The organism is Cellulomonas hominis (assembly GCF_014201095.1).
Taxonomy (GTDB): Bacteria; Actinomycetota; Actinomycetes; order Actinomycetales; family Cellulomonadaceae; genus Cellulomonas; species Cellulomonas hominis.
Genome location: NZ_JACHDN010000001.1, coordinates 4,302,529 through 4,325,324 on the forward strand (window position 1 = coordinate 4,302,529; position 22,796 = coordinate 4,325,324).

Here is a 22,796-nt window from a genome sequence, read left to right on the forward strand (position 1 = left end):
CGCGCCGCGCCGCCCGGCCGCCCGCGCCGTCCGCGCCCCGGCGACACATCCGTCCGCGACCTGAGACGCGGGGCGCTCCCCCGTGCCCCGCGGGCGGGCGCCGTGCCAGACTCGCCCCCATGACCGTCGCGCTCCCGCTGTGCCGCACCACGCGGCCCGCCTGCGCGCGTCCGCTCTGTCGGGCCTGACCGCCACCCCAGCCGTCAGCCAGCCGCGGGACCCCGCCGTCCCGCCCCGCCGCGCCCCGCGCCGGCGGACCGCCCGAGGAGCCCGTCGTGACCGTCCTGACCCCCGCCCCGCGCACCCGCACCGCCGCCCACCCGCGCACCGCACCCGCCGACCTGCCCGCCCCGCGGGACCTGCGCCGGTTCGAGGAGCTGCTCGCCACGCTGCCGCTCGCGCCGACCGTGCTCGTCGACCTGCCGGGGCGCCGCCTCGTGGTCGACGGCCGCGCCGTGGACCTCACCCGCCAGGAGTTCGACCTCGTCGCGTACCTGGCGCGGTCCGCCGGCCGGGTCGTCGGCCGGGACGAGCTGTACGCCGCCGCCTGGCGCAGCCAGGACCTCGCCGAGGGCACCCGCACGGTCGACGTGCACGTGCGCCGGGTCCGGGCGAAGTCCGGCGTGGACGGCCTGATCACGACCGTGCGGGGCGTCGGGTACCGCCTGAACGCGGTCGACGGGCTGCGCGTCCAGCCCTGAGCCGCCGGCGCTGCTGTGGCGCCGTCGCCCCGACGGGGTGACGCTGGCCGGGAGCAGCCGGGCCAGGACGCGCGCCCGGCGTCCCGGCCCGCCGCGCGCGGGCCCACCCCGCGCAGGAGGACACCGTGGCGGAGACGCACGACACCAGCACGGAGCGGACGGACGCGCCCTCCCCCGAGGACCCGCGCAAGCCGGACTCCCCCGACGACCTGACGAAGCGCTCCTGGAAGTACGTGGTGCGCACCACCGTGCGGGAGTTCCAGCACGACCAGTGCACCGACCTGGCGGCGGCGCTCACCTACTACGCGGTGCTCGCCCTGGCGCCGGCGCTGCTGGCGATCGTCTCCGTGCTGGGCCTGGTCGGGAACGGTCAGGACCTCGTGCAGCAGGTGGTCGACACGGTGCAGGACGTCGGCCCGGAGGACGCCGCCGAGACGATCGGGCCGATCCTGGACCGGATCCAGCAGAGCCCCGGCGCCGGCCTCACCTTCATCCTGTCCCTGGCGCTGGCGCTGTGGTCCGCCTCCGGGTACGTCGCCGCGTTCAGCCGCGGCATGAACCGGGTGTACGAGATCGACGAGGGCCGGCCGATCTGGAAGCTCCGCCCGGTGCTGCTCGTCGTCACGGTCGTGCTGGTGCTGTTCGCGGTGGCGGTCGTGGTCGCGCTGGTGGCCTCCGGCGGGCTGGCCCGGTCCATCGGGTCGGCGATCGGCCTGAGCGACACCGCCGTCACCGTGTGGAACATCGCGAAGTGGCCCGTGGTGCTGGTGCTGGTCGTGCTCGCGGTGGCGATCCTCTACTACTTCACGCCGAACGTGCGGCAGCCCAAGTTCCGGTGGATCAGCCCGGGCGCCGGCGTGGCCGTCGTCGTGTGGGTGCTGGCGTCGGCCGCCTTCGGGTTCTACGTGGCGAACTTCGGGAAGTACGAGAGCACGTACGGCTCGCTGGCCGGGATCATCATCCTGCTGCTGTGGCTCTGGCTGTCGAACCTCGCGCTGCTGTTCGGTGCCGAGCTCGACGCCGAGGTGGAGCGCGGGCGCGAGCTGCAGGGCGGCATCGAGGCCGAGCGGACCATCCAGCTCCCGCCGCGGGACACGCGCGCGAGCGACAAGCGCCGGGCCAAGGCCGAGGAGGACGTGCGGCGCGGCCGGGCGATCCGCGAGCAGCACCGCCGGCGGCCGCCGCGCTGAGCAGGCCGCGCGGCGGGCGGCCGCCCGGTCAGGGCACCGCGGCCGGGCCCGGCCGGGCGGTCCGCGCGAGGTCAGGTGCGGTCAGCCCGCCGACCGCGGGGACGCCCGCGTACTCCCAGTGCCACGGCTCGAGCGGCCCGGACCCGCCGGGGCCCATCGCCGCGGGGTGCACCCAGCCGTGCGCGGGGGCGTGCTCGCGCATCCAGAGGTACAGCGGCGAGTCGAACTGCCCGACCCCGCCGAACCCGCGGAAGTCGACGGCCACGCCCCAGCCGTGGTGCGAGCTGCCCGGCGTCGCCGCGAGCCCGCCCTTCGCGGCCTTGACCGCGACCTGCGCGGCGAACGTCCGGTAGGTGTCACCGACCGGGAGGTCGGTGCCGTGCTCCGCCCGGAAGTCGGCGTTCAGCCGGACCAGCGCGTCGACGGCGTCGCAGCGCAGCCGGGCGCCCGGCGCGAACGGCACGGGGCACAGCAGGTCGGGGGCGATCGTGCCGTCGGAGCGCAGCGGCCCGGACCGGACGGAGCCGGACGTGCGGGGCGCGCTGCCCGGCGCGGGGCCCGAGGCCAGCAGCGTCGCGGCGCTCAGCGCCTCGGTCGCGGCCTGCTCGACGGCGGCCAGCCCGGCGACGTCCAAATCGCGGTCGCTCGCGGCGGTCACGGGCGGCACGGCGCGCTCGACGAGCAGCGCGAGCCGGAACACCTCCGCCGCGCCGGCTCGCACCTCGGCCGCGGCCGCGACGCGCTCCCCGGCCGTGCCGCCGGCCGACGCGCCCAGGTCGGCGGCGCCCGCCCGCAGCCGGGCGACGGCCGCGTCGAGGTCGGCGAGCCCGGGCGGCGGCTCCGGGGCGATCCGCAGGGGGTCGGCCCCCGTCGCCGCCTGGAGCGCCGCGCCGGCGACCGCCCGGGTCTCGGCGACCGTCCGCTCGGCGTACACCGCGGACTCCGCGTCGCGGCGCGCGGCGTCGGCGGCACCGGGGTCCGCCGGGGCGGACGCGGTCGCGGCCGGGGCCCGGTCGTCCGCGGTCGTGACCGCCGGCCCGGCGCCCGTCGCCAGCACCGCCGCGACCGCGAGGACCGCCACCGCGCGCCCCGTCGCCCGGGCCCCGGCGGCCACGGGTCCGAGCCGCGCCCGCCCGCCCCGCCGGTGGCGGGGCCGACGCGACGGCCTCCGGTCCCTCATGGCGCTCCTGACGACGGCGCTGGTCCCGCACGGGCGCGGCTCCGGTCTGCGCCGGACCCGCGACGGCGACGGGGCCGCGCGCGGGGCCCCCGGCGCCTGAGCGGCGTCGGGACGCGTCCTCGCGTGGCACGCGCCGGGGTGCCGGACCTGGTCCGGCATCGCCACGGGCGCCCCGGCCTCCGCCGAGGCGTGCCGTCCTTCCACAGTAGGAAGGCCCCCGGGGGGTGTCAACGCGAACGCGTGACCTGGGTCACACCCTGACCAGGGGCGTCGCGACGTCGTCACAGGTCACGCAGGGCCCGCTCCGCGTCCTCCAGCCGCGCGTCGGCGCGTTCCGCCGCGCGGGCCGCGGCGGTGCGGGCCGAGCGGGCGTGCCGCAGCTCGACGCCCGTGGCCCGGGCGGACTGCTCGGCCTCCCCCAGGGCCTCGCGCAGCCGGGCGATCTCCGCGCGCGCCCGGTCCGCGGCCTCGGTCAGCTCCGCGAGCCGCGCCTCGGCGTCCGCCGCGCGGGCCTCCGCCGTCGCGCGGGCCTCCCGGCGCTCGTCGGCCTCCCGGCGCGCGAGGGCGACGTCCTCCTCGGCGGCGCGGCGGGCGGCGGCGCGGCGGGCCGCGCGCTCGGCCTCCCGGGCGGCGGCACCCTCGGCCTCGCGGGCGGCGGCACGCTCGGCCTCGCGGGCGGCGGCGCGCTCGGCGTCCCGGGCCGCACCGCGGTCCCCCCGGCCCGCGCCGGCGTCCTCCGCCACGCGCACCGCGCCCCGCCGGGTCCGCCCCGCGCCGCTCCGGCCGGGCACCGCCCGCACCCGGCCGGACGCCGGCTCGGGCTCCTCGGCCGTGAGGAGCCGCCCCCGGCGCCGGTGCGCCGGCCCGCCGGATACCTGGCGCGCGTCGTCCTCCCGGTCCGGCGCCACGGCGCGCAGCGGCGTCCGCCGGGCGGGCACCCCGGCGAGCGGCGGTGCGTCGGGGACCGCCACCGCGCCGTCGACGTCGACGGGCTCGAACCCGGAGGAGAAGAGGTCCCGGACGAGCAGGCCGGTCGCGACGGCGGCCGCCGCGTCCGGGTCGCCCATCGCGGCCCGGAGCGTCGCCTCGACCTGCCCGCGCACCGCGGCGCCGCCCCCGGCCCCGAGGCCCAGCGCCGCGTCGACGACCTCGGGCACCGCCCGCTGCTGCTCCGCGTGCAGGGCACGCAGGTCCGCCCCGGCGAGCGCCGCCTGCGCCTCGCGCAGCCGCACGCCGAGGTCGAGCAGCCGGCCCAGGTCCTCCGGGCGGCTGCGCACCAGCAGGTTCACGGAGCCCGCGGCGGCGGACGGCTTGCGCAGCGACCCGACGGCGGCGGCGAGGTCCTTGTCCCCCGCGGCCCGGGCGGCGCGCACCGCGGCGGTGCGGGCGGCGGTGAACTCCGCGGGCGGCACCCCGTACAGGTCGGCCGCCACCTCGGTCAGGTCCGGCACCGCGGCCTCCTCTCCGTCCCGCCCACTGTGCCGGACGCCACCGCCCGCGGCCACACCGCGAGGGCCCCGCGCACCGGTAGCCTCGGCGCGGACCTCGCGGGAAGGACGGTGCCCCTGTGCCGGGCGGATTCGAGATCGGCCACGACGGGCCGACGGCGGTGGTCGTGGGCGTCGACGGGTCGGACCCGTCGATGCGCGCGGCGGCGTACGCCGCAGGCGTGTGCCGGCGCCAGCGCAGCCGCCTGGTGGCGGTGTACGTGCGGGAGCCCGCGGGCGGGTTGTCCTCGATGATGGACAGCACCGGCCAGAGCCGCGCGGCCGCGCTCCAGCACCAGGACGACACCGAGCGCCTCCTGCGGGCGCAGCTCGGGCTCGCGGAGGCCGAGGGGATCCGCGCGGAGCTGCTGGTGCGCAGCGGCGACCCGTACCAGGAGCTGTCGTCGGTTGCGCACGAGGTGCGGGCCGACTCCGTGGTCGTGGGGTCCTCCACGAGCATCGGGCACCGGATCGCCGGGTCGCTGGCCGTGCGACTGGTCCGCAACGCGCGGTGGCCGGTCACCGTCGTCCCCTGACCCCCGCTCAGCCCGCGTCGCGCAGCAGCCCCGACTCCCACGCGACCGCGGTGTCGAGCGTGACGTACCCGCGGTCGGCGAAGAACACGGTGACCCGGTCCTCCTCGACGACGGAGACCTGACCGGCCCCGAACTCCGCGTGCTCGACGGCCTGCCCGGGCCGCAGCGGCGCGTCCTCGACCTCGACGGAGGTCCCGGCGTCGCAGGAGTCGCACGCCCCGCACGGGCGCGGGTGCCGCTCGCCGAGCAGCTCGAGCAGCAGCCGGCGGCGGCAGTCGGTGGTGTCGGCGTAGGTCCGGACCACCTCGACGCGCGACCGCTCGATCGCCCGGCGCTCCTCCTGGCGCTCCGCGGCGGTGCGCGCGGCCTGCGCGGCGGTGGTGCCGGTGGCGCGCAGGCCGCCGTCGTCGGTGCGCTCCACGGCGCCGGCGTCCAGCAGCACCCCGAGCGCGCGGGACACGGTCCGCGCCGCGAGACCGCTGGCCGCGACGAGCGCCTGCTGGTCGGGGGCGCCGTCCCGCACGGCGTCCAGCACGGCGCCGAGCGTCCCGCGCCGCGGCACGCCGCCGGAGCGCAGGTACTGGTTGAGGCCGAAGTCGTCGGGCCGGACGACCAGCACCGCCCGCGCGGGCTCCCCGTCGCGGCCCGCCCGCCCGACCTCCTGGTAGTAGGCGTCCAGCGACGTCGGCGGCCCGGCGTGCACGACGAACCGCACGTCCGCCCGGTCGACGCCCATCCCGAAGGCGCTGGTGGCGACGACGAGGTCGCGTCGACCGCCGAGGAAGGCCCGCTCGACCTCCGCCCGCTCGCCCGCCGGGAGCCCCGCGTGGTACCCCAGGGCCGACCGGCCCGCCGCCGCGAGGGCCGCGACGAGGTCGGCCACGTGCGAGCGGGTCCGCGCGTACACCAGCCCGGCGCCGTCGAGGCCGGCGACCACCTCCACCACCCGGTCGTCCCGCTCGCGGGGCGTGGCGGCGTGGTGCGCGCCGAGCCAGATGTTCGGCCGGTCGGCGTCGTGGACGAGGACGCGCGGGTCGGACATGCCCAGCCGCTCGACGATCTCCTGCCGCACCTGCGGCGACGCCGTCGCGGTCAGCGCCAGCACCCGCGGCCCGCCGAGCCGCCGCACCGTCCCGGCGACGTGCACGTAGTCCGGGCGGAAGTCGTGCCCCCACTCGCTGACGCAGTGCGCCTCGTCCACGACGACCAGGCCCACGGGCGCGCGGTCCAGCGCCTCGGCGACGGGCCGGCGCACGAGCTGCTCCGGCCCGAGCACCAGGACGTCGAGGTCGCCCGCCGCCGCGCGGTCCAGCGCGTCCCGCTGGGCGCGCGCCCCGCGGGCCGAGCTGACCGCCTCGGCGCGCAGCCCGGCCTCCCGCAGCCCGGCGACCTGGTCCCGCTGCAGGGCGAGCAGCGGCGAGACCACCACCGTGAGCCGCCCGCTCAGCAGAGTGGCGATGGCGTAGACCGCCGTCTTGCCGGCACCGGAGCGCGCGACCAGGAGCGTGTCGCGGTCCCGGAGCCCGTCGAGCGCGTCGCGCTGCGCCTCCCGGAGCGTGGTGCCGGCGCCGAGCACCCGGCGGACGGCGTCGTCCAGCCCCGGCGGTGGGCCGCCGGTCGCGTCGCGTCCCGCCACCCTCAGCGTCCGCTGCGGTTCAGGCCGATGAAGAACGCGAGGCCGCTGCTGGCGATGCCGGCCGTGAACAGGGCGATCGACTCCTCGGTGGCACCGAGCGCCATCAGCGCGAAGCCGCCCAGGAAGAGCAGCATGCAGAGGCCGAACAGCGCGATGCGCCCCGGGGCCGGCGGCGGCGGCTGCTCCTCGGTGACGGGGACGCGCTCCAGCTCCTCGGCTCGGTACTCGGACACGGCGGACCTCCGGTGACGGGCGCCGGTCAGCGGCGCGGCTGGCTGGGGTTGGTGGGCACGCCGTGCGACGGCGGGTTCTGCGCGGGGCCGGTGGTCTGCGGCGACACGGCGCTGCCGCCCGACGGCGGCGGGGCGGCCTCGGCCGCGGGCGCGGTCGCGTCGCCGCCGGACGGGCGCTGGCCTTCCGCGAGGTCGAGGAGCCGGTGGTCGAGGATCTGCAGCACCGCCGGGCGGTTCGCGTGCGCCTCCTCGTAGCGGCGCAGGACGTCCAGGTCCTCCGCCTCGAGGCTGCGGATCCGGTGCCCGAGGGACCCGACCGGCAGGTGGTCGTAGTCGGGCACGGGCAGCTCGTCGCGCGTCACCTCGTCGTCGCTCATGCGTGGACCTCCTCGTCGGCGGTGCAGGATCCTCCGACGCTAGGCGGGGCCCCGGGGCGCTGCCACCGGAGGCGGGCCTACGATCGCCGGCATGGCGTCCCGCACGGACCTGCCCCGCCACCCCGGACCGCCCGGACCGGTCGAGGTGGACGAGCGCTTCGCCGCGCCGCCCGGGGACCGAGGCTGGACCCTCGCCTACCTGCCGGCGTGGAGCTCGCGCGCCGAGGCCGCCGCCACCGCCCGGACCGGTCCCGACGGCCTGCACCTGTCCCTGCCCCCGGAGCACCCCGTCTGGTGCCCGGGCGTGCACGAGCCGCCCCTGCGGGTGTCCGCGGCGCAGAGCGGCACGTGGTCCGGACCCGCCGGGAGCACCCGGGGCCAGCAGCCGTTCGCGGACGGGCTGGTCGTGCGCGAGGAGCAGCCCGCCCGCTGGGCCTACACGCCCTGGTTCGGCACGGTCGAGGTGACCTGCCGCGCGCGCGTCGGGCCGGGGTCGATGTTCTCGGCCTGGCTGGTCGGGGTCGAGGACGTCCCCGAGCGCAGCGGCGAGATCTGCCTGGTCGAGGTGTTCGGCGACGCGCTGGGCACCGACGAGGACGGGATGCCGACGGCCGCGCTCGGGCACGGCGTGCACCCGTTCCGCGACCCGGCGCTGCGCGAGGAGTTCGCGGCGCCCCGGACCGCGCTCGACGTCGGCGCCTGGCACACGTACGGCGCGGTGTGGCGGCCCGGCGGGGTCACGTTCACGCTCGACGGGCGGCCGACGGCCGAGGTCGCCCAGGCGCCCGACTACCCGGTGCAGCTGCTGCTCGCGGTGTTCGACTTCCCGGACGCGCCGCACGGCCCCGGGGCGCCGGACGTCCCCGAGCTGGTGGTCGGCCGGGTGCGCGGGACGGCGGCTCACGGGCCGAGCTCGACGTCGGCGTAGCTCCGCAGCGGGCGGGCGGCGACCGTCGCCTCCAGGTGCCGCAGCGGGTCGGCGGCGGCGTGGGCGGCCAGGTCGAGGCCGGTGAGCGCCGCGACGAGCGACACCGGCACCTGGAACGTGCGGAACGGCCCGAACGCACCCTCGGTCAGCACGCCGGGGAGGAACGCGTGCTGCCCCAGCACGTAGCCCGTCACGCTGAGGTCCCCCGCCCCCCCGACGACCGCGACGACCTTGTAGAACTGCCGCGGCAGCAGCACCCCGCGGTACGGCGGGTCGTCCGGCGCGAGCACCGGCCCGCTGACGACGCTGACCCGCAGGCGGTCGCGCCAGGCCGTGCCCAGCACGTACTCCTCGAGCCCGAGCCACAGGGTCGAGCCCGCGTTGAACGCGTGGTGCTGCGGCGCCGAGTTCGTGTAGTGGAAGGTGTCGTCGTTCGCCGCACGCGCCTGCGGGCCCCACGCGGGGTCCAGGCGGCGCACCAGGTGGCCGCGGTCCAGGGCGTTGTCCCGGTACACCTCGGCGCCGGTCTGCTCCTCGCGCGGCAGGCGCGGGTCGAGGATCCAGCGGTCGTCGGACCGCAGCGGGCCGTCCGCGCGGGCGCCGTCCAGGTTGACCGCGGCGAGCAGGGCGAGCCGGCGCTCCCGGTGCATGACGACGCTGAAGTGGTGGTACCGCAGCTCCGCGGAGGCGACGGCCGCGTTCGTGCCCACGCCCGGCAGCGGCAGGGAGACGCCGAGGAAGTCCGGGTCGTAGCCGCCGCGCCCGGCGTAGTCGGGGTCGACGGCGAGCTCCTCGACGGGCTGCGCGAGCGCGACGGCGGCCGTCGCGCCGTCGTGCCCGGGAGGCGCGGCGGCCGGGGCGACGTCGGCCGGGGGCGCCTCCGGGACGGGCGGCGCGATCGGGGCGGGCGGCGCGGGGACCTCGGCACCCGCGCGCGCGACGACCGCCGGCACCCCGGCCCGGACGTGCACCGTGATCCGCACCGGTACGTCGACCGTCACGGTGCCGTCCGTCGTCCCGCCCGCCGTCCCGTCCGGCGTCCTGCCCGCCGTCCCGTCGGCGCCGGGCCCGGTCTCGACGACCCGCCCGTGCGGGCTCGCCGCGGTCCCGAGCGCCGCGACCCGCGCGCGCCCCTCCGCGTCGAGCTGCGCGGCCCGCACGTGCCGCAGGATCCGGCTGATCCGGATGCCCTCGTTCACGAACTGCTCCCCCAGCCGCACGCTCGCGTGGTGCAGGGCGACGACCTCCCACTGGTCGTTGAACACGGGCGACCCCGACGACCCCGGCTCGGTGTCGGTCAGGTAGTGCAGCACCTGCTCGGGGATGTCGACGAGCTTGTTCTCCCGCAGCACGACCTCCTTCTCCCGGCCGCGCGGGTGCTGCACGATCGAGACGCTCTCCCCCACGACGACCGTGCCCTGCGCCTCCGTCAGCCGGCTCCAGCCGAAGGGGGCCGTCGACGCGGGCGCCCCGGCGATCTGGACGAGCGCGAAGTCGAGCGTCGGGTCGGCCACGAAGAACCGCCCGGGGTCGAACCCGAGCTCGACGACCGCGCGCCGCCGCCCGTCCAGCCCGCGCTGGAAGTCGAGCTCGACGCAGGAGGCCGCCGCGACGTCCGCGGACGGCAGCACGTGGTGGTTGGTCAGCAGCAGGTGCGCGGACACGAGGAAGCCCGTCCCGTACCCGGCGGTCCGGCCGGCGGCGTCCCGGATGACCACGCGCCCGACGGTGCGCTGTGCGACGTGCCCGCCCTCGAGGTACCGCACGGCGAGGAAGTCCGGCTGGTTGATGACGCGCTCCAGCAGCACCCCGGGCTCGTCGGGCAGGTCGAGCCGGGCGGCGGCGTCGGCGAGCAGCGCGTCGGGTGGCGCGTCGGCGGGCACGGAGTCCGGGTCGCGGCCGGTGAGGTACCGGCTCACCCGGTCGACCCGCTTGGCGACCCGCACCGGGTCGTTGGCGGCGGCGATCTCGGCGCCCTGGTCCAGGTCCTCGAGCGCCGGGGCCCGTTCGGCGTCCCGTTCGCGGACCCGCCGGGTGGCGAGCTCCTGCTGGTAGCGCTCCTGCTCGCGCAGGCGGTCGGCGAGCGCGGACGGCTCGGCTGCGGCGACGGTGCCCATGCTCGGCGGCCCCCTCGGGTGCGGCGCGGCTTGCGGGTGGTCGGGCGGGCCCGGGCGTCGTTGCCCGTCCCCGCCCGACGATGCGACGCGTCGAGACGGGACGCTACCCCGGGGGCTCGCAGCCGGGCGCGACCCGTCGCGGGTGGCCCGGGTCGCGACCCCTTGACGGCCCCCGGGCGCGGTGCTCGACTCGATCCGTGGCGCGCGCGATGGTGCTCGTGGGGGTCGCCCGGACCGGGGGACGCTTCCCGGAGCTGCGCGCGGTGCCGGGCGCGGTGGCCGCGGTGCGGGACTGGGCGCTCGCGCAGGGCGTCCCGGCGGACCTGCTGCTGACGTACACGGACGCCGACGGCGGCGCGGTGGACGCGGGCGCGGTGCTGGCGGGCGTGCGGGGGCTGCTGGACCGGGGGGACGTCGAGCAGCTGGTCCTGTACTTCAGCGGGCACGGCATCAACACCGGGAGCAGCGAGTTCTGGCTGCTGCCGGGCGCCCCGGAGGACGGGGGCCAGGCGGTGAACGTCTCGCTGACGGCCTGGTACGCCGAGCGGCTGCCGGTGCGGCACGTGGTGCTGGTGTCCGACGCCTGCCGGACCGCCGCGACCAGCACGCAGGAGCTCGCGATCCAGGGCACGGCGGTGGTGCCGAACCTGCCGCCGCGGGGGCCGGCGGCGGCGGTCGACGTGTTCTACGCGTGCGCCCTGGGCGACCCGGCGTACGAGCTGACGGACCCGGCCGCGGCGGGCGAGGCGTACCGCGCGGTGTTCACCTCGGCACTGGTCGCGGCGCTGCGCGGGGACCACCCGGCGCTGGTGGGGGGCGAGGACGGCGCGGCGTCGGGCGCGGGGCTGGTCCGGCCCTGGCCGCTCAAGCGCGCCCTGCCCGGGCTGGTGGCCGCGGAGCTCACCGCGGCCGGGGCGCCGCTCGCCGTCGCGCAGACCCCGGACGCGCGGCTGTCCTCGGACCCGGACGTCGCCTGGCTGTCCCGGCTGGTGCCGTGGCCGCCCGCGGGGACCGACGGGCACGAGTCGCTCGCCGCCCCCGGCGCCGTCCCGCCGCCGGACCCCGGCCCCGCGCCGCTGCCCGCCGAGGTGACCACCGCCGCGGACCGGCTCGCCGTCGGGCTGGCCCTCGCGGGTCCGGGCCCAGCCGCGTCCGTGCGGGTCCTCGGCGACCCGGCGGCGCAGGTGCTGCCCGGCACCGACGGCGCGGCGGTCGTCGCGCTGTCCGCCGGCGGCTGCGCGGTGCTGCCGCTGCTGCCGGGCCGCGTGACGGTCGCGACGGTCGAGGACGGACGGCTGGTGGACTGCGCGCTCCCCCGGGCCGACGCCCCCCGCGCGACCGCGGCGCTCGGCCGGCGGGCGCTGGCCGCCGCGTCCTCCCGGTTCGGCCTCGACGCCGACGACACCGACGACGACGCGGACGCCGACCTCGACGCCGACCCCCTCGCGGCCGTCTACCGCGCCTGGGCGCTGCACGACCGGGGTCGCCGCGCCGACCTGGCCGCCCTCGCGGCCCCCGGCGCCCCGGGCGCCCGGCTGTTCGACGTCCTGCTCCTGGCCGACCCCGCGGCACCGCCGGACCGGTGGCGCGCCCTGCTGACGCCCGTCCCCCTGCTCGCCCGCGGCTGGGCGCTGCTGCCGGCCGCCCCGGATGCCGTCCGGGCGCGCGCCGCCGCGTTCGGCCCCCGCCTGCCGGGCCACTGGACCGTGGTCGCCGCCGACGCGCCGCGGGTCGCCGCGGCGCTGCGAGCCCCCGAGGAGGCGCCATGAGAACGCTCGTCCTGGTGCACGGCCGCGCCCAGGAGCACAAGGACCCGCTGGCGGTGAAGCGGGAGTGGCTGGACGCGCTCGACGAGGGCGCGCACCACGCCGGCCGCCCGCTCGACCTGCCGGACGACCGCGTGCGCCTGCCGTACTACGGGCAGACGCTGTTCGACCTGGTCAGCGGCGCGGACCCGGAGCGCGCGGCGGAGGTCGTGGTCCGCGGCCCGGGCGACGGCACGGGCGAGGAGGAGCTGTTCGTGCGGGAGGCGCTGCTGGAGATCGTCCGGGAGGCGGGCGTGTCCGACGCGGACGTGCAGGCGGCCGCGGGCGACGAGGTCGTCGAGCGCGGTCCGCTCAACTGGCGCTGGGTGCGGGCGGCGCTGACCGCGCTGGACCGGCTCCCGAACGTGAGCGCGTGGTCGGTGGCGCTGGCGACCCGCGACGTCTACCAGTACCTGCACAACGTGCGGGTCCGGGACACGATCGAGAACGGCGTGCGGCAGGCGCTCGACGACACGGACGAGGCGGTCGTGGTCGCGCACTCCCTCGGCACGGTCGTCGCCTACAACCTGCTGCGCCGGGAGGCGGCGGACCGGGGCTGGAAGGTCCCGCTGCTCGTGACGCTGGGCTCGCCGCTGGCGGTGTCCGCGATCAGCCGCACGCTGCGCCCCCTGTCCTGGCCGGAGCCGGTGGGCACCTGGTTCAACGCGTTCGACCCGGAGGACGTCGTCGCGCTGCACCCGCTGGCCGCGCCGCACTTCGCGGTCGACCGCATCGAGAACTACGGCAAGGTCGACAACCCGACGTCCAACCAGCACGGCATCTCCGGGTACCTGTCGGACGCGCGGGTGGCCGCGACCATCCTGGAGGCCGTGCACGACTAGGCTGCCGCCCTTGTGAGCCGCCTCGTCGAGACCGTCGTCCCCGCCCGCCTCGGGCGGCCCTTCCGGTGGCTGCTCGCCTCGTCCTGGGTGAGCAACCTGGGCGACGGGATCGCCCTGGCGGCCGGGCCGCTGCTCGTCGCCTCGCTCACCTCGGACGCCCGGCTGGTCGCGCTCGGCGCCACGCTGCAGTGGCTGCCGCCGCTGCTGTTCGGTCTGCTCGCGGGCGCCCTCGCCGACCGCTGGGACCGCCGCCTGATCGTCGTCGTCGTGAACGGCGCCCGGGTCGTCGTCCTGGCGGGCCTCGCGGCGACGATCGCCACCGGGCACGCCACGGTCGCCGTCGTGCTGGCCGCCCTGTTCCTCCTCGGTTCCGCGGAGATCTTCGCGGACAACGCGGCGCAGACCTTCCTGCCGATGCTCGTGGCCCGGGACGACCTCGCGGTCGCGAACGCCCGGCTGCAGACCGGCTTCATCACGGTGAACCAGCTCGCCGGTCCTCCCCTGGGCGCCGCGCTGTTCGCCGCCGGGGCGGTCTGGCCGGTCGCCGCGCAGGCGGTGCTCGTGGCGGCGGCCGTGCTGCTCGTCGCCCGGATCACGCTGCCGCCCGTCCCGCGCGACCCGGGAGCCGCCCGCCCGCACCTCGGCCGGGAGATCGTCGAGGGCCTGCGCTGGGTGCGGCGGCACGCGGCGGTGCGCACCCTGGTGCTGACCATCTTCATCTTCAACATCACGTTCGGCGCCGCGTGGTCGGTGCTCGTGCTGTACGCGACGCAGCGCCTCGGCCTCGGGTCGGTGGGCTTCGGCCTGCTCACCACCGTCAGCGCGGTCGGCGGCCTGGCGGGCACGGCGGCCTACGGCTGGATCACCCGGCGGGTGTCGCTCGGGAACCTCATGCGGATCGGGCTGGTGGTCGAGACGCTGACCCACCTCGGCCTCGCCCTCACCCGGCAGCCGGCGGTCGCGCTGGCGATCTTCTTCGTGTTCGGGGCGCACGCGTTCGTCTGGGGCACGACGTCGGTCACGGTGCGGCAGCGCGCCGTGCCGACCGCGTTGCAGGGCCGGGTCGGCGCGGTGAACACCGTCGGCGTGTTCGGCGGCCTGGTGCTCGGCTCGGCCCTGGGCGGCGTGCTCGCCGAGCACGGCGGCGTCACCGCGCCCTTCTGGTTCGCGTGCGCGGGCTCCGCGGTGTTCGTGGTCGCGATCTGGGGCCAGCTGCGGCACGTCGCGCACGCGGACGAGGCCGCGGCCCCGCTCCCGGCGGACGAGCCCGCCCGGGGGTGAGGCCGCGGCCCCGCGGCCGGGTCAGCCGAGGATGCGCGCCTTCTGCGCCTCGAACTCCTCGGGGGACAGCACCCCCTGGTCGCGCAGGGCGGCCAGGTCGCGCAGCTGCGCGATGCGCGCGTCCATGTCGGAGCCGGCGGGCACGCCGGGCGACGTGGGCTGCGCCGGGGCGGGCGCGGTGTACGGCTCCTGCGGGTACGGGGACTGCCCGTACGCCGGCTGCGCGTAGGCCTGCTGCTGCTGGGCGTACGCCTGCTGCGCCTGCTGCTGCTGGTAGGCCTGCGCCTGCGCCTGCTGGGCGTCCTGCTCCGCCCAGCGCCCCTGCTGCCGGCGCTGCACGCGCCCGGCCACGGCGCTGGCCGTGCCGGCGACGACGGCGGTGCGGGCGACCCCGCGGATCAGTCCGGGCATGACGTCCTCCAGTTCGGGTCGGTGGGGTTCACGCGGCGTCGGTCGCGTCGAGCGAGGCGAGCAGCGCCTGCACGGGGATGCGCCCGCTGGCGACGAGCTGTGCGCCCCCGCGGCGCAGGGCCGTGGCGAACGGCGCCGCCCACGTGTTCTCGTACACGATCACGCCGGCGGCGCGCCCGGGCAGCAGCGCCGCGGCGGCCTCGGCCAGGTCGTCCTCGTCGAGCAGCGAGGACGACGCCCCCTGGAAGACCGTCATGTCGACCTCGCCGTCGAAGTCGAGGTCGTTCAGCTCCAGCCCGGACACCTGGCCGTCGTCGTCCTTCTCCAGGAACGCCAGGTCGAGCACGCGGATGATCCCGCGCTCGACCAGGTCCACGAGCAGGGGGAACGCGCTGCCGTCCATCCGGTCGCGCGGGAACTCGACCACCACGTAGTCGATGGGCCCCATCTCGTCCACGTCCATCGAGGTCTCCCCTCCTGAGGGCCGACGACCGTCGTCCGCCGGTCCCCCACGCTGCCTCGTGAGGGCGGCGCGCGCCTCACCCCCCTGGGGTGGCCGGTCCAGCTCGGCGAGCCGGTCCAGGGCCTCCGCCAGGTCGACGTCGCGCAGCCGGTAGCTCGTCGCGTGGCCGCCGGCGACGACGCCGGTGTCCGCGAGCATGTGCGCGAGCAGGCCGCCGACCCGCCCCGCGACGACGATCTCGACGTCGCCCGCGCCCGGTTCCAACGTGCGGAGCTCGACCAGGTCGAGGCCGAGCGACCCGAGGCGCTGCAGGAGCCCCTGGAGCGCCGCCTGGTCCCGCACGGCGGCCGCCAGGACGGTCTGCTCCCGGGTGCCGCGCACCCCCGCGTCGTGGAGCACGTCCAGTGCGTCGGGCCCGAGCGACCCGACGACGGTGAGCTGGATGGTCCGCACGTCCCCTCCTCCGCCGGCCTCGCGGCCCACCCTCCGAGAAAGCGAAATGTCGGGAATCACCCATTTGGGGTAGAGAGGCCCTACTGTGGCCCCATGGTCCAGGTGGAGACACCCGCCACGGGTCCGGTGCAGGGGGCACGCAGCACCGCCAGCATGCTGCGGGCACGGACGACGGTGCCCGCGGGACCCGCGCGCGCCGTGCGCCGGCCCGCCCTCGACGCCCGGCTCGACGAGGCGGCGCAGCACCGGCTCACCGTCCTGTCCGCCGGGCCGGGCTGGGGCAAGACCACCGCCGCCGCCCTCTGGGCCGCGGCCCGGCCGCCGCGGAGCACCGCGTGGCTCACGCTCGAGGCGCACGACGACACGCTCGCCGCGTTCTGGCGGGACGTCCTCGAGGCGCTGCGCGCGAGCGGCGCCGTGCCCGAGGGCCACCCGCTGCGCCGGCTGCACGTGCCCGCGCGGGTCTCCGACGACTTCCTGCGCCGCGCCTACCGCGGCGTCGACGAGCTCCCGCGGCCGGTGACGCTCGTGCTCGACGAGTTCCACCTGATCGGGGACGCCGACGTGCTGGGCAGCGTCGAGGACCTGCTCCGGTACCCGCTGCCCCTGCGCCTGACGCTGCTCACCCGCTCCGACCCGCCGCTGGCCCTGCACCGGCTGCGCGTGGACGGCGAGCTCACCGAGGTCGTCGCGCAGGACCTCGCGTTCGACGGGCCCTCCGCCGTCGCCCTCGCCGCCGCCGAGGGGGTGCACCTGTCCCGGGAGCAGGCGGACCAGGCGGTCCGCGACACCGACGGCTGGCCCGCCGGCCTCCGGCTGCACCTGCGGACCGCGCGCCGCGGCAACGGGACCGCGCCCGCGCGGTCCGCGGCGGAGTACCTCATCGCCGAGGTGCTGGAGCACGAGCCGCCGGAGGTGCAGCAGTTCCTGCTGCTGACGTCGGTCACGACCTCGGTGTGCCCGGAGCTGGCCGCCGCGCTCGCGCCCGGCTCCCACCCCCGCGCCACGCTGGACGCGCTGGTCGCCGCGAACGACTTCGTGTCCCCGCTCGGCGACGGCACCTGGCTCCGGTACCACCCGCTGCTGCGCGAGATGCTCCAGGGTCAGCTGCACCTCGAGGACCCGGACGCGTTCCGCCAGGCCCACCGGCGCGCGGCCCGCTGGCTCGCCCGGCACGACGAGCCGCAGCGCGCCCTCGAGCACGCGCTGGCCGCCGAGGACTGGGCGCTCGTGGGCGAGGTGTTCGCCGAGGCCGCGGCCCCCGGGCTCGGCACGGCCGAGCGGGACGCCGTCGCGGACCTGCTCGCCCGGGTGCCCTACGCGGACCTGCCGCCGAGCGCCCCGCTGGAGCTGTGCGCGGCGGCGCTGGCGTTCGCGACCGGCCGGCACGAGGCCTGCCACGCGCACCTGGAGCGCGCCCGCGCCCTCACGCGCGGCACGCCCGATCCCGTCTCGGGCACGCTGCTGCACCTGATCGCCGCCGCGTCCGCGCGCGCGGTGGGCGACGTCGACGCGGCGGCCTCGGCCGGGGCGGCGGCGGAGGCCGACCTGGACCGGGTGCCGTGGCCGTTCCCGGCGCTCGACGCGTACCGCACCGCCGCCGTCGGGCACCACGCCGCGGGGACCCTGTGGACCGGCCACCCGGCCGAGTCGGTGCCGGCGCTCACGGCGCTGCTCGCCGACGCGCCCGCGCAGCCGCCCTCGCTCGCGCTGCTCGACGCCCGCTCGACGCTCGCGCTGGCGCACGCGTTCGACGGCGCGCTCGACGACGGCGAGCGGGTCGGGCGCCGGGTGATCGAGGACGCGCGCGCGTGGGGCTGGACCGAGCACGTGCAGGCGCGCCCGGCGCACGCGGCGGTGGCGTGGTCCCGCCTGCTGCGGGCCGACGTGGACGAGGCGGACCGGATGCTCGCGCTCGGCCTGGCGGCGGAGGCCGGCGGCCCGGAGCCCGCGTCGGCGCACCTCGTGCTGGTGCTGCAGGCGCTCGCCGCGGTCTCGCGGGGCCGGGCGCGCGCCGCCGCCCGCGCCCTGGCGGACGCGGAGCGCGTGGCGGGCCGGATCGGCGCGCCCGCCCAGACCGCCGACCTGCTCGCCCGCGCGCGCCTCGAGGTGCACCTCATCTCCCCGCCCGGCGCGGTCGTGCGCCGCCCCGTCGCCGGCGGCCCGCCGTCCCGGCCGGTCGCCCAGCTCTGCCACGCCCGGGCCCTGCTCGCGGCCGGCCGGCACCACGAGGCCCTCGGGCTCGCCACCGCCGTGGCGGAGCAGGGCGAGCGGGACGACGCGGTGGACCTGCTCACCCGGGTCGAGGCGTGGATCGCGTGCGCCGCCGCCCGGCTGCACCTGTCGGGCCCGGGGCCGGAGCAGCCGCTGACGCGCGCGCTCGAGCTGGCCGGTCCCCGCCGCCTGGTCCGCCCGTTCCTCTCCGCGCGGCCCCCGGGGCTGGACGCGCCGCTCGCGCACGCCCTGGTCGGCCGGCCCGACGCGCTCGCGGCGACGCTGCGGCAGCGGATGGCGGCCGGGTCGCCGACGGAGCCGCCCGACGGCCCCGTCGAGGCGCTGACCGAGCGGGAGCGCGCCATCCTCGCCGCGCTGCCGAGCATGGCGAGCAACGCGGAGATCGGCGCGGAGTTCTTCGTGTCGGTCAACACCGTGAAGGCGCACCTCAAGGCGCTGTACCGCAAGCTCGACGTGAACACGCGGCGCGACGCCGTGCGCCGGGGCCGCGAGCTCGGGCTGATCGACTGAGGGCGGCTACCCCAGCGCCAGGCCCTCGGCCGACGACGACGGGTCCGGGTCCCGCAGCCGCCGCATCCGCAGCGCGTTCACCACCCCGACGGCCCCGGCGAGCAGCGGCACGAGCAGCGCCACCTGCAGCGCGCGCGGGCGCACCTCGTCGTTGATCCGGAGCACCTCGGCCTGCACGTCCGGCGGGCGGCCGGCGAGCACCGCGGCGAGCTGGGCGTCGGACATCAGCTCGGCGTCGTCCTCCAGCGCCCGGGCGACCTCCTGCTGCTCGGCCGGGTCGAGCACCGTGCTGGCCTCGGCCCGGGCCGTGAAGCCCGTGGCGAGCGAGGCCAGCATGACCGCGCCCGCGAGCGCCAGCCCGAACGACAGCCCGAACGACCCGGCGGCGCTGTTCACGCCCGCGGCCTCGCTGACCCGCTCCTCGGACACCGGGGACAGCGTGTACGTGTTGAGCTGGGAGACGAGCAGCCCGAGCCCGACGCCCATGACGAGCAGCGGCGGCGCCAGGTGCCAGCCCGACGTGGCGCGCGGCACGACGGCGAGCAGCACGGCGGTGCCGACGACGAGGGCGCCGAACCCCGCGAGGACGACGGTCGCCGGCCGCCGCCGCCCGGTCCGGCGCCCGGCGAGCAGGGCGGTCGCGAACATGCAGAGCGACAGCGGGGCGAGCGACAGCCCGGCCTGGAGCGCGTCGTAGCCGAGGACCATCTGCAGGAAGATCGGCAGCGCGATCATCGCCCCGCCGAGCGCGACCTGCTGGGCGAGCTGCTGGCTGACCCCCAGCCGGAAGTGCCCGGACCGGAACAGCCCCGGGTCGAGCAGCACCGGCGCGCCGCGGCGGGCGCGGCGGACGAGCCACCGGCTGAGCCCGACGAGGGCGCCGAGCCCGACGAGCAGCAGCGCCCCCACCGCCTCGCCGCCCTCCTGCCACACGAGCACCCCGAGCACGACCCCGCCCATGCCGAGCACGGACAGCAGCGCACCCACCGGGTCGGCGGTGCGCTCGCCGGTGTACGGCACGTCCCGGACCCGCCGGGCGCCGAGCAGCACGAGCGCGATGACGACCGCCTCCAGGCCGAAGGCCACCCGCCAGAACAGGTACGTGGTGATGAACCCGCCGAGCAGCGGGCCGACCGCCGCCGCGATGGAGGCCGCTGCCCCGACCATGGCGTACACCCGCCGCTGCGCGTCGCCGGCGAAGTTGCCGTGGATGAGCGACTGCATCGCGGGCAGCAGCAGCGCCGCCCCGAGCCCGCCGATGATCGCCCAGCAGACCACGATGGCCGCGAGGTCCTGCGCGAGCGTCATCGCCACCGCGCCGACGCCGTACCCGAGCAGCCCGAGGACGTACGCCCGCTTGCGGCCGAACAGGTCGCCGATCTTGCTGCCGATGAGGATGAACGCCGCGGAGACGAGCGCCTCCAGGGCGATCGCGGTCTGCACACCGCTGACCGTCGTGCCGATGTCCCGCACCACCGCGGAGATCGAGACGTTCATGAGCGACGTGTCGACGACGAGGACGAACATCGCCGCCGCGAGCAGGACGGCGAGCCGCCGGTCCAGGGCGGCGGCCACGGCGGGCCCCTACTCCGCCGGCGCCCAGCGGCGCAGCGCGAGCTTGGACACCTCGGCGACCACCAGGTACGCGAGCACGGCCAGCAGGCAGGCCCGCCACTGGTCGCCGTCCAGGGTGACCGTGCCGAAGATCCGCTGCAGCCCGTCGACCGTCGTCACGAGGAACGCCAGCCCGATCGCCGCGAGCATGAGCACGACGAACCGCCCGTTCGCGAGCGTCGCCCGGGAGAAGATGCCGACCCGCAGGTCGCGCCACTCCAGCGCGGCGACCACGTGCATGAGCGACATCGCCGTCAGGCCCATGGTCGTGGCCGTCGCCAGGTCGTACCGGTCCTCGCCCCACGCGACGACGGTCAGCACCCCGGCCGCGATCACGAGGCCCTCGAACCCGAGCCGCAGGCCCAGGCCGCCGCTGATCACCGGCTGGTCCGGCGGACGGGGCCGGCGCTGCATCAGCCCGGGCGCGGCGGCGTCGAACCCGAGGCCGATCGCCAGCAGCACGTCGATCGCGAAGTTGACCCAGAGGATCTGCAGCGGCGTCATGGGCGTGCCGTTCGCGACGGTGAACAGACCCGCGCCGACGAACGTGAGGATGAACCCGACCAGCACGACGATCTGGAACCGGATGTACTTCATCAGGTTGTCGTAGAGGCCGCGCCCGCCCTCGACCGCCGTGACGATCGTCGCGAAGTTGTCGTCGGTGAGGATCATCTCGGCGGCGTCCTTGGTGACCTCCGTGCCGGTGATCCCCATGGCGACGCCGATGTCCGCCCGGGTCAGCGCCGGGGCGTCGTTCACGCCGTCGCCGGTCATCGCGACGATGTCGCCCTGCCGCTTGAGCGTGTCGACCAGGCGCACCTTGTCGTCCGGGGCCACGCGGGCGACGACGCCGATGCCCGCGACCTCGGCCGCGAGCTGCTCGTCGGACATCGCCGCGAACTCGGCCCCGGTGAGCGCCCGGCCCTCGATGCCGAGCTGCTTCGCGATCGCCGCCGCGGTGGTGGCGTGGTCCCCGGTGATCATCCGCACCCGGATGCCCGCCTCGTGGCAGCGGGCGATCGCGTCCCGGGCCTCGCGCCGCGGGGGGTCGACGATGCCGATCAGCGCGAGCAGCGTCAGGCCGTCGACGGCCCCGAGCAGGTCGCCGTCGAGGTCGGTGCGCAGCAGGTCCCGCCGTGCGACGGCGAGCACGCGCATCCCCTCGCCTGCCAGGCGGTCGTTCTCCGCGAGGACCCGGTCCCGGACGTCGGCCAGGGGGCGCTCGGTGCCGTCGGCGGCCAGGTACGTCGCGGACCGGGCGAGCAGCACGTCGGGGGCGCCCTTGACGAAGCACCGCACCGCGCCCGCCGGGACACCCGGCCCCGCGTGGTCGTGGAAGGTCGCCATGAGCTTGTACTCCGCGTCGAACGGCACCTCCGCGACGCGCGGGTACGCCCTGCGGGTGGCCTCGACGTCGAGCCCGGCCTTGGCCGCGAGCACGACGACGGCGCCCTCGGTCGGGTCGCCGAGGCACGCGCCGTCCCGGACCACCGCGTCGCTCGCGAGCGCCATCGGCAGCACGTACGGCTCGAGGGCCACGTCGCCCTCCCCCGCCACCGCGAGGATCCGGCCGGTCGTGGAGTACCCCTCGCCGTCCACCGAGAACCGCCGGCCGGGCAGCACGAGCTCGCGCGCCGTCATCTGGTTCAGCGTGAGCGTGCCGGTCTTGTCCGAGCAGATCGCCGACGTCGAGCCCAGCGTCTCCACCGACTTGAGCCGCTTGACGATCGCGCCCCGCTCGGCGAGCTGCCGGGTGCCGAGGGACAGCAGCATCGTGACCACCGCGGGCAGGCCCGTGGGGATCGCCGCGATGGCCAGGCTGATGCCGACCACGAACAGCGTGTCGAAGTCCTCGCCGCGCGCCAGGCCCAGCACCACGATCGCGACCAGGGCGATCGCCGCCATCACCGTGATGATCACCGTGATCCGGTCGAGCTGCTTGGTCAGCGGGGTCTTGTCCTGCTGGACGCCGCTGAGCATCCCGGAGATCCGGCCGACCTCCGTCTGCATGCCGGTCGCGGTCACGACCATCTCGCCGCGGCCACGCGTGACCTGCGAGTTCATGTAGACCATGTCGACCCGGTCGCCGAGCGGCACCTCGTCGCCGCCGGCCGCGAGCACGGGGTCGGCGCTCTTCGGCACCGGGACGCTCTCCCCGGTGAGCCCCGCCTCCTCGATCTCCAGCGAGGCCGCCACGAGGATCCGCCCGTCGGCGGGCACCTTGTCCCCCGCCTCGAACCCGACGACGTCCCCGGGCACGAGCTCCTCCGCCGGGAGCCGCTGCTGCTGCCCGTCCCGCCGGACGTTGGCCGTCATCACGAGCATCTGCTGGAGCGCGGCCACGCTCTCGGCGGCCTTGCCCTCCTGGTGCAGGCCCATCAGGGCGTTCAGCACCGTCAGCGCCAGCACCACCACCGCCGTGGTCACGTCCCCCAGCGCGATCCAGCTGACCACGGCCGCGCCCACCAGCACGAGCTGCATGAGGTCCTGGTACTGCCGCAGGAACGCGCGCCACCCCGGCTCGGGGCGCTCCGCGGCGAGGGCGTTCGGGCCGTACCGCGCCCGCCGGCCCGCCACCTGGGTGGTGCTCAGGCCGACGGCCGGGTCCACCTCCAGCGCGGCGCACACGTCCGCGGCGGCGGCCGCGTGCCACGGGACGGACGGCGCGGGTGCCCGGGCGGGCACGTGCTCCGGGGCCTGCTGCGCGGTCATGGTCGCTCCCCTCCGGCGGTCGCGACCACGCTCACACCCCCCGCCGCCTGCGGCCTCACCCCGGGAGGGTGAGGGCGCGGACCCC

18 protein-coding genes are annotated in these 22,796 nt (G+C 77.7%); 8 read left to right on the forward strand and 10 right to left on the reverse strand.

What is annotated here, in order from left to right:
* Positions 1 to 275 precede the first annotated feature (275 nt).
* On the forward strand, positions 276 to 701 hold the full coding sequence (locus HNR08_RS22490; protein WP_146840854.1) for a winged helix-turn-helix domain-containing protein: 426 nt from the start codon (positions 276 to 278) through the stop codon (positions 699 to 701).
* 125 nt (positions 702 to 826) lie between these two features.
* Entirely contained in the window at positions 827 to 1,891 is a 1,065-nt protein-coding gene (locus HNR08_RS20415; protein WP_146840855.1) for a YihY/virulence factor BrkB family protein, read from the forward strand.
* 28 nt (positions 1,892 to 1,919) lie between these two features.
* Here HNR08_RS20415 and HNR08_RS20420 read toward each other — a convergent pair whose 3' ends face one another.
* Both HNR08_RS20420 and HNR08_RS20425 read right to left on the reverse strand, forming a co-directional pair.
* Positions 1,920 to 2,972, reverse strand: coding sequence for a M15 family metallopeptidase (locus HNR08_RS20420; protein ID WP_183835249.1), 1,053 nt, complete (start codon positions 2,970 to 2,972; stop codon positions 1,920 to 1,922).
* Between the two features lie 380 nt (positions 2,973 to 3,352).
* A complete protein-coding gene (locus tag HNR08_RS20425) occupies positions 3,353 to 4,522 on the reverse strand; it encodes a hypothetical protein (RefSeq protein WP_183835251.1) in 1,170 nt (389 codons plus the stop codon).
* Positions 4,523 to 4,638: 116 nt separating this feature from the next.
* Here HNR08_RS20425 and HNR08_RS20430 point away from each other — a divergent pair, with 116 nt between their 5' ends.
* Entirely contained in the window at positions 4,639 to 5,094 is a 456-nt protein-coding gene (locus HNR08_RS20430) for a universal stress protein (RefSeq protein WP_146840766.1), read from the forward strand.
* Between the two features lie 7 nt (positions 5,095 to 5,101).
* Here HNR08_RS20430 and HNR08_RS20435 read toward each other — a convergent pair whose 3' ends face one another.
* From HNR08_RS20435 to HNR08_RS20445, 3 genes are read right to left on the reverse strand one after another with little or no spacing between them, the layout of a single operon-like run.
* The gene (locus HNR08_RS20435; RefSeq protein WP_146840767.1) at positions 5,102 to 6,730 is read right to left on the reverse strand and encodes a RecQ family ATP-dependent DNA helicase; all 1,629 of its coding nucleotides are present in this window, start codon (positions 6,728 to 6,730) and stop codon (positions 5,102 to 5,104) included.
* 2 nt (positions 6,731 to 6,732) lie between these two features.
* Entirely contained in the window at positions 6,733 to 6,963 is a 231-nt protein-coding gene (locus HNR08_RS20440) for a hypothetical protein (protein WP_168432057.1), read from the reverse strand.
* Positions 6,964 to 6,989: 26 nt separating this feature from the next.
* Positions 6,990 to 7,340, reverse strand: a complete 351-nt coding sequence (locus tag HNR08_RS20445) for a DUF8129 domain-containing protein (protein WP_146840768.1) — start codon at positions 7,338 to 7,340, stop codon at positions 6,990 to 6,992.
* Between the two features lie 91 nt (positions 7,341 to 7,431).
* On the opposite strand from HNR08_RS20445, the gene HNR08_RS20450 reads away from it, so the two are divergent.
* Entirely contained in the window at positions 7,432 to 8,268 is an 837-nt protein-coding gene (locus tag HNR08_RS20450) for a glycoside hydrolase family 16 protein (RefSeq protein WP_146840769.1), read from the forward strand.
* Here the strand turns inward: HNR08_RS20450 and HNR08_RS20455 are convergent.
* Complete coding sequence (locus HNR08_RS20455) at positions 8,241 to 10,385, reverse strand: DNA/RNA non-specific endonuclease (protein WP_146840770.1); 2,145 nt, start codon at positions 10,383 to 10,385, stop codon at positions 8,241 to 8,243. The two genes, HNR08_RS20450 and HNR08_RS20455, sit on opposite strands and share 28 nt — an antisense overlap.
* Positions 10,386 to 10,582: 197 nt before the next feature.
* On the opposite strand from HNR08_RS20455, the gene HNR08_RS20460 reads away from it, so the two are divergent.
* The 3 genes from HNR08_RS20460 to HNR08_RS20470 are packed head-to-tail and all read left to right on the forward strand — an operon-like array spanning position 10,583 to position 14,313.
* Positions 10,583 to 12,154, forward strand: coding sequence for a hypothetical protein (locus HNR08_RS20460; RefSeq protein ID WP_146840771.1), 1,572 nt, complete (start codon positions 10,583 to 10,585; stop codon positions 12,152 to 12,154).
* Entirely contained in the window at positions 12,151 to 13,032 is an 882-nt protein-coding gene (locus HNR08_RS20465; RefSeq protein WP_183835252.1) for an alpha/beta hydrolase, read from the forward strand. Before HNR08_RS20460 ends, HNR08_RS20465 begins: the two co-directional genes overlap by 4 nt.
* 12 nt (positions 13,033 to 13,044) lie before the next feature.
* Positions 13,045 to 14,313, forward strand: a complete 1,269-nt coding sequence (locus HNR08_RS20470) for an MFS transporter (RefSeq protein WP_146835168.1) — start codon at positions 13,045 to 13,047, stop codon at positions 14,311 to 14,313.
* A gap of 21 nt (positions 14,314 to 14,334) precedes the next feature.
* Here the strand turns inward: HNR08_RS20470 and HNR08_RS20475 are convergent, their stop codons facing one another.
* Positions 14,335 to 14,724 (reverse strand): SHOCT domain-containing protein, encoded by a 390-nt coding sequence (locus HNR08_RS20475; protein ID WP_146835171.1) that lies wholly within the window; start codon positions 14,722 to 14,724, stop codon positions 14,335 to 14,337.
* A gap of 28 nt (positions 14,725 to 14,752) precedes the next feature.
* A complete protein-coding gene (locus HNR08_RS22855; RefSeq protein ID WP_246802978.1) occupies positions 14,753 to 15,640 on the reverse strand; it encodes a DUF6325 family protein in 888 nt (295 codons plus the stop codon).
* A 93-nt stretch (positions 15,641 to 15,733) separates the two neighbouring features.
* Between HNR08_RS22855 and HNR08_RS20485 the strand changes: the two genes are divergently transcribed.
* Positions 15,734 to 18,385, forward strand: coding sequence for a winged helix-turn-helix domain-containing protein (locus HNR08_RS20485; RefSeq protein WP_146835174.1), 2,652 nt, complete (start codon positions 15,734 to 15,736; stop codon positions 18,383 to 18,385).
* 6 nt (positions 18,386 to 18,391) lie between these two features.
* Here HNR08_RS20485 and HNR08_RS20490 read toward each other — a convergent pair whose 3' ends face one another.
* A complete protein-coding gene (locus HNR08_RS20490; protein ID WP_146835347.1) occupies positions 18,392 to 19,912 on the reverse strand; it encodes an MFS transporter in 1,521 nt (506 codons plus the stop codon).
* A 57-nt stretch (positions 19,913 to 19,969) separates the two neighbouring features.
* Positions 19,970 to 22,711 (reverse strand): cation-translocating P-type ATPase, encoded by a 2,742-nt coding sequence (locus HNR08_RS20495; RefSeq protein WP_146835177.1) that lies wholly within the window; start codon positions 22,709 to 22,711, stop codon positions 19,970 to 19,972.
* Positions 22,712 to 22,796 lie beyond the last annotated feature (85 nt).

What these genes read in the sequence shown, in the direction of transcription:
- HNR08_RS20445 (WP_146840768.1), bottom strand. Translation starts at nt 7,340, where the DNA reads ATGAGCGACGACGAGGTGACGCGCGACGAGCTGCCCGTGCCCGACTAC.
- HNR08_RS20450 (WP_146840769.1), top strand. Translation starts at nt 7,432, where the DNA reads ATGGCGTCCCGCACGGACCTGCCCCGCCACCCCGGACCGCCCGGACCG.
- HNR08_RS20455 (WP_146840770.1), bottom strand. Translation starts at nt 10,385, where the DNA reads ATGGGCACCGTCGCCGCAGCCGAGCCGTCCGCGCTCGCCGACCGCCTG.
- HNR08_RS20465 (WP_183835252.1), top strand. Translation starts at nt 12,151, where the DNA reads ATGAGAACGCTCGTCCTGGTGCACGGCCGCGCCCAGGAGCACAAGGAC.
- HNR08_RS20475 (WP_146835171.1), bottom strand. Translation starts at nt 14,724, where the DNA reads ATGCCCGGACTGATCCGCGGGGTCGCCCGCACCGCCGTCGTCGCCGGC.
- HNR08_RS20485 (WP_146835174.1), top strand. Translation starts at nt 15,734, where the DNA reads ATGGTCCAGGTGGAGACACCCGCCACGGGTCCGGTGCAGGGGGCACGC.
- HNR08_RS20490 (WP_146835347.1), bottom strand. Translation starts at nt 19,912, where the DNA reads ATGTTCGTCCTCGTCGTCGACACGTCGCTCATGAACGTCTCGATCTCC.
- HNR08_RS20495 (WP_146835177.1), bottom strand. Translation starts at nt 22,711, where the DNA reads ATGACCGCGCAGCAGGCCCCGGAGCACGTGCCCGCCCGGGCACCCGCG.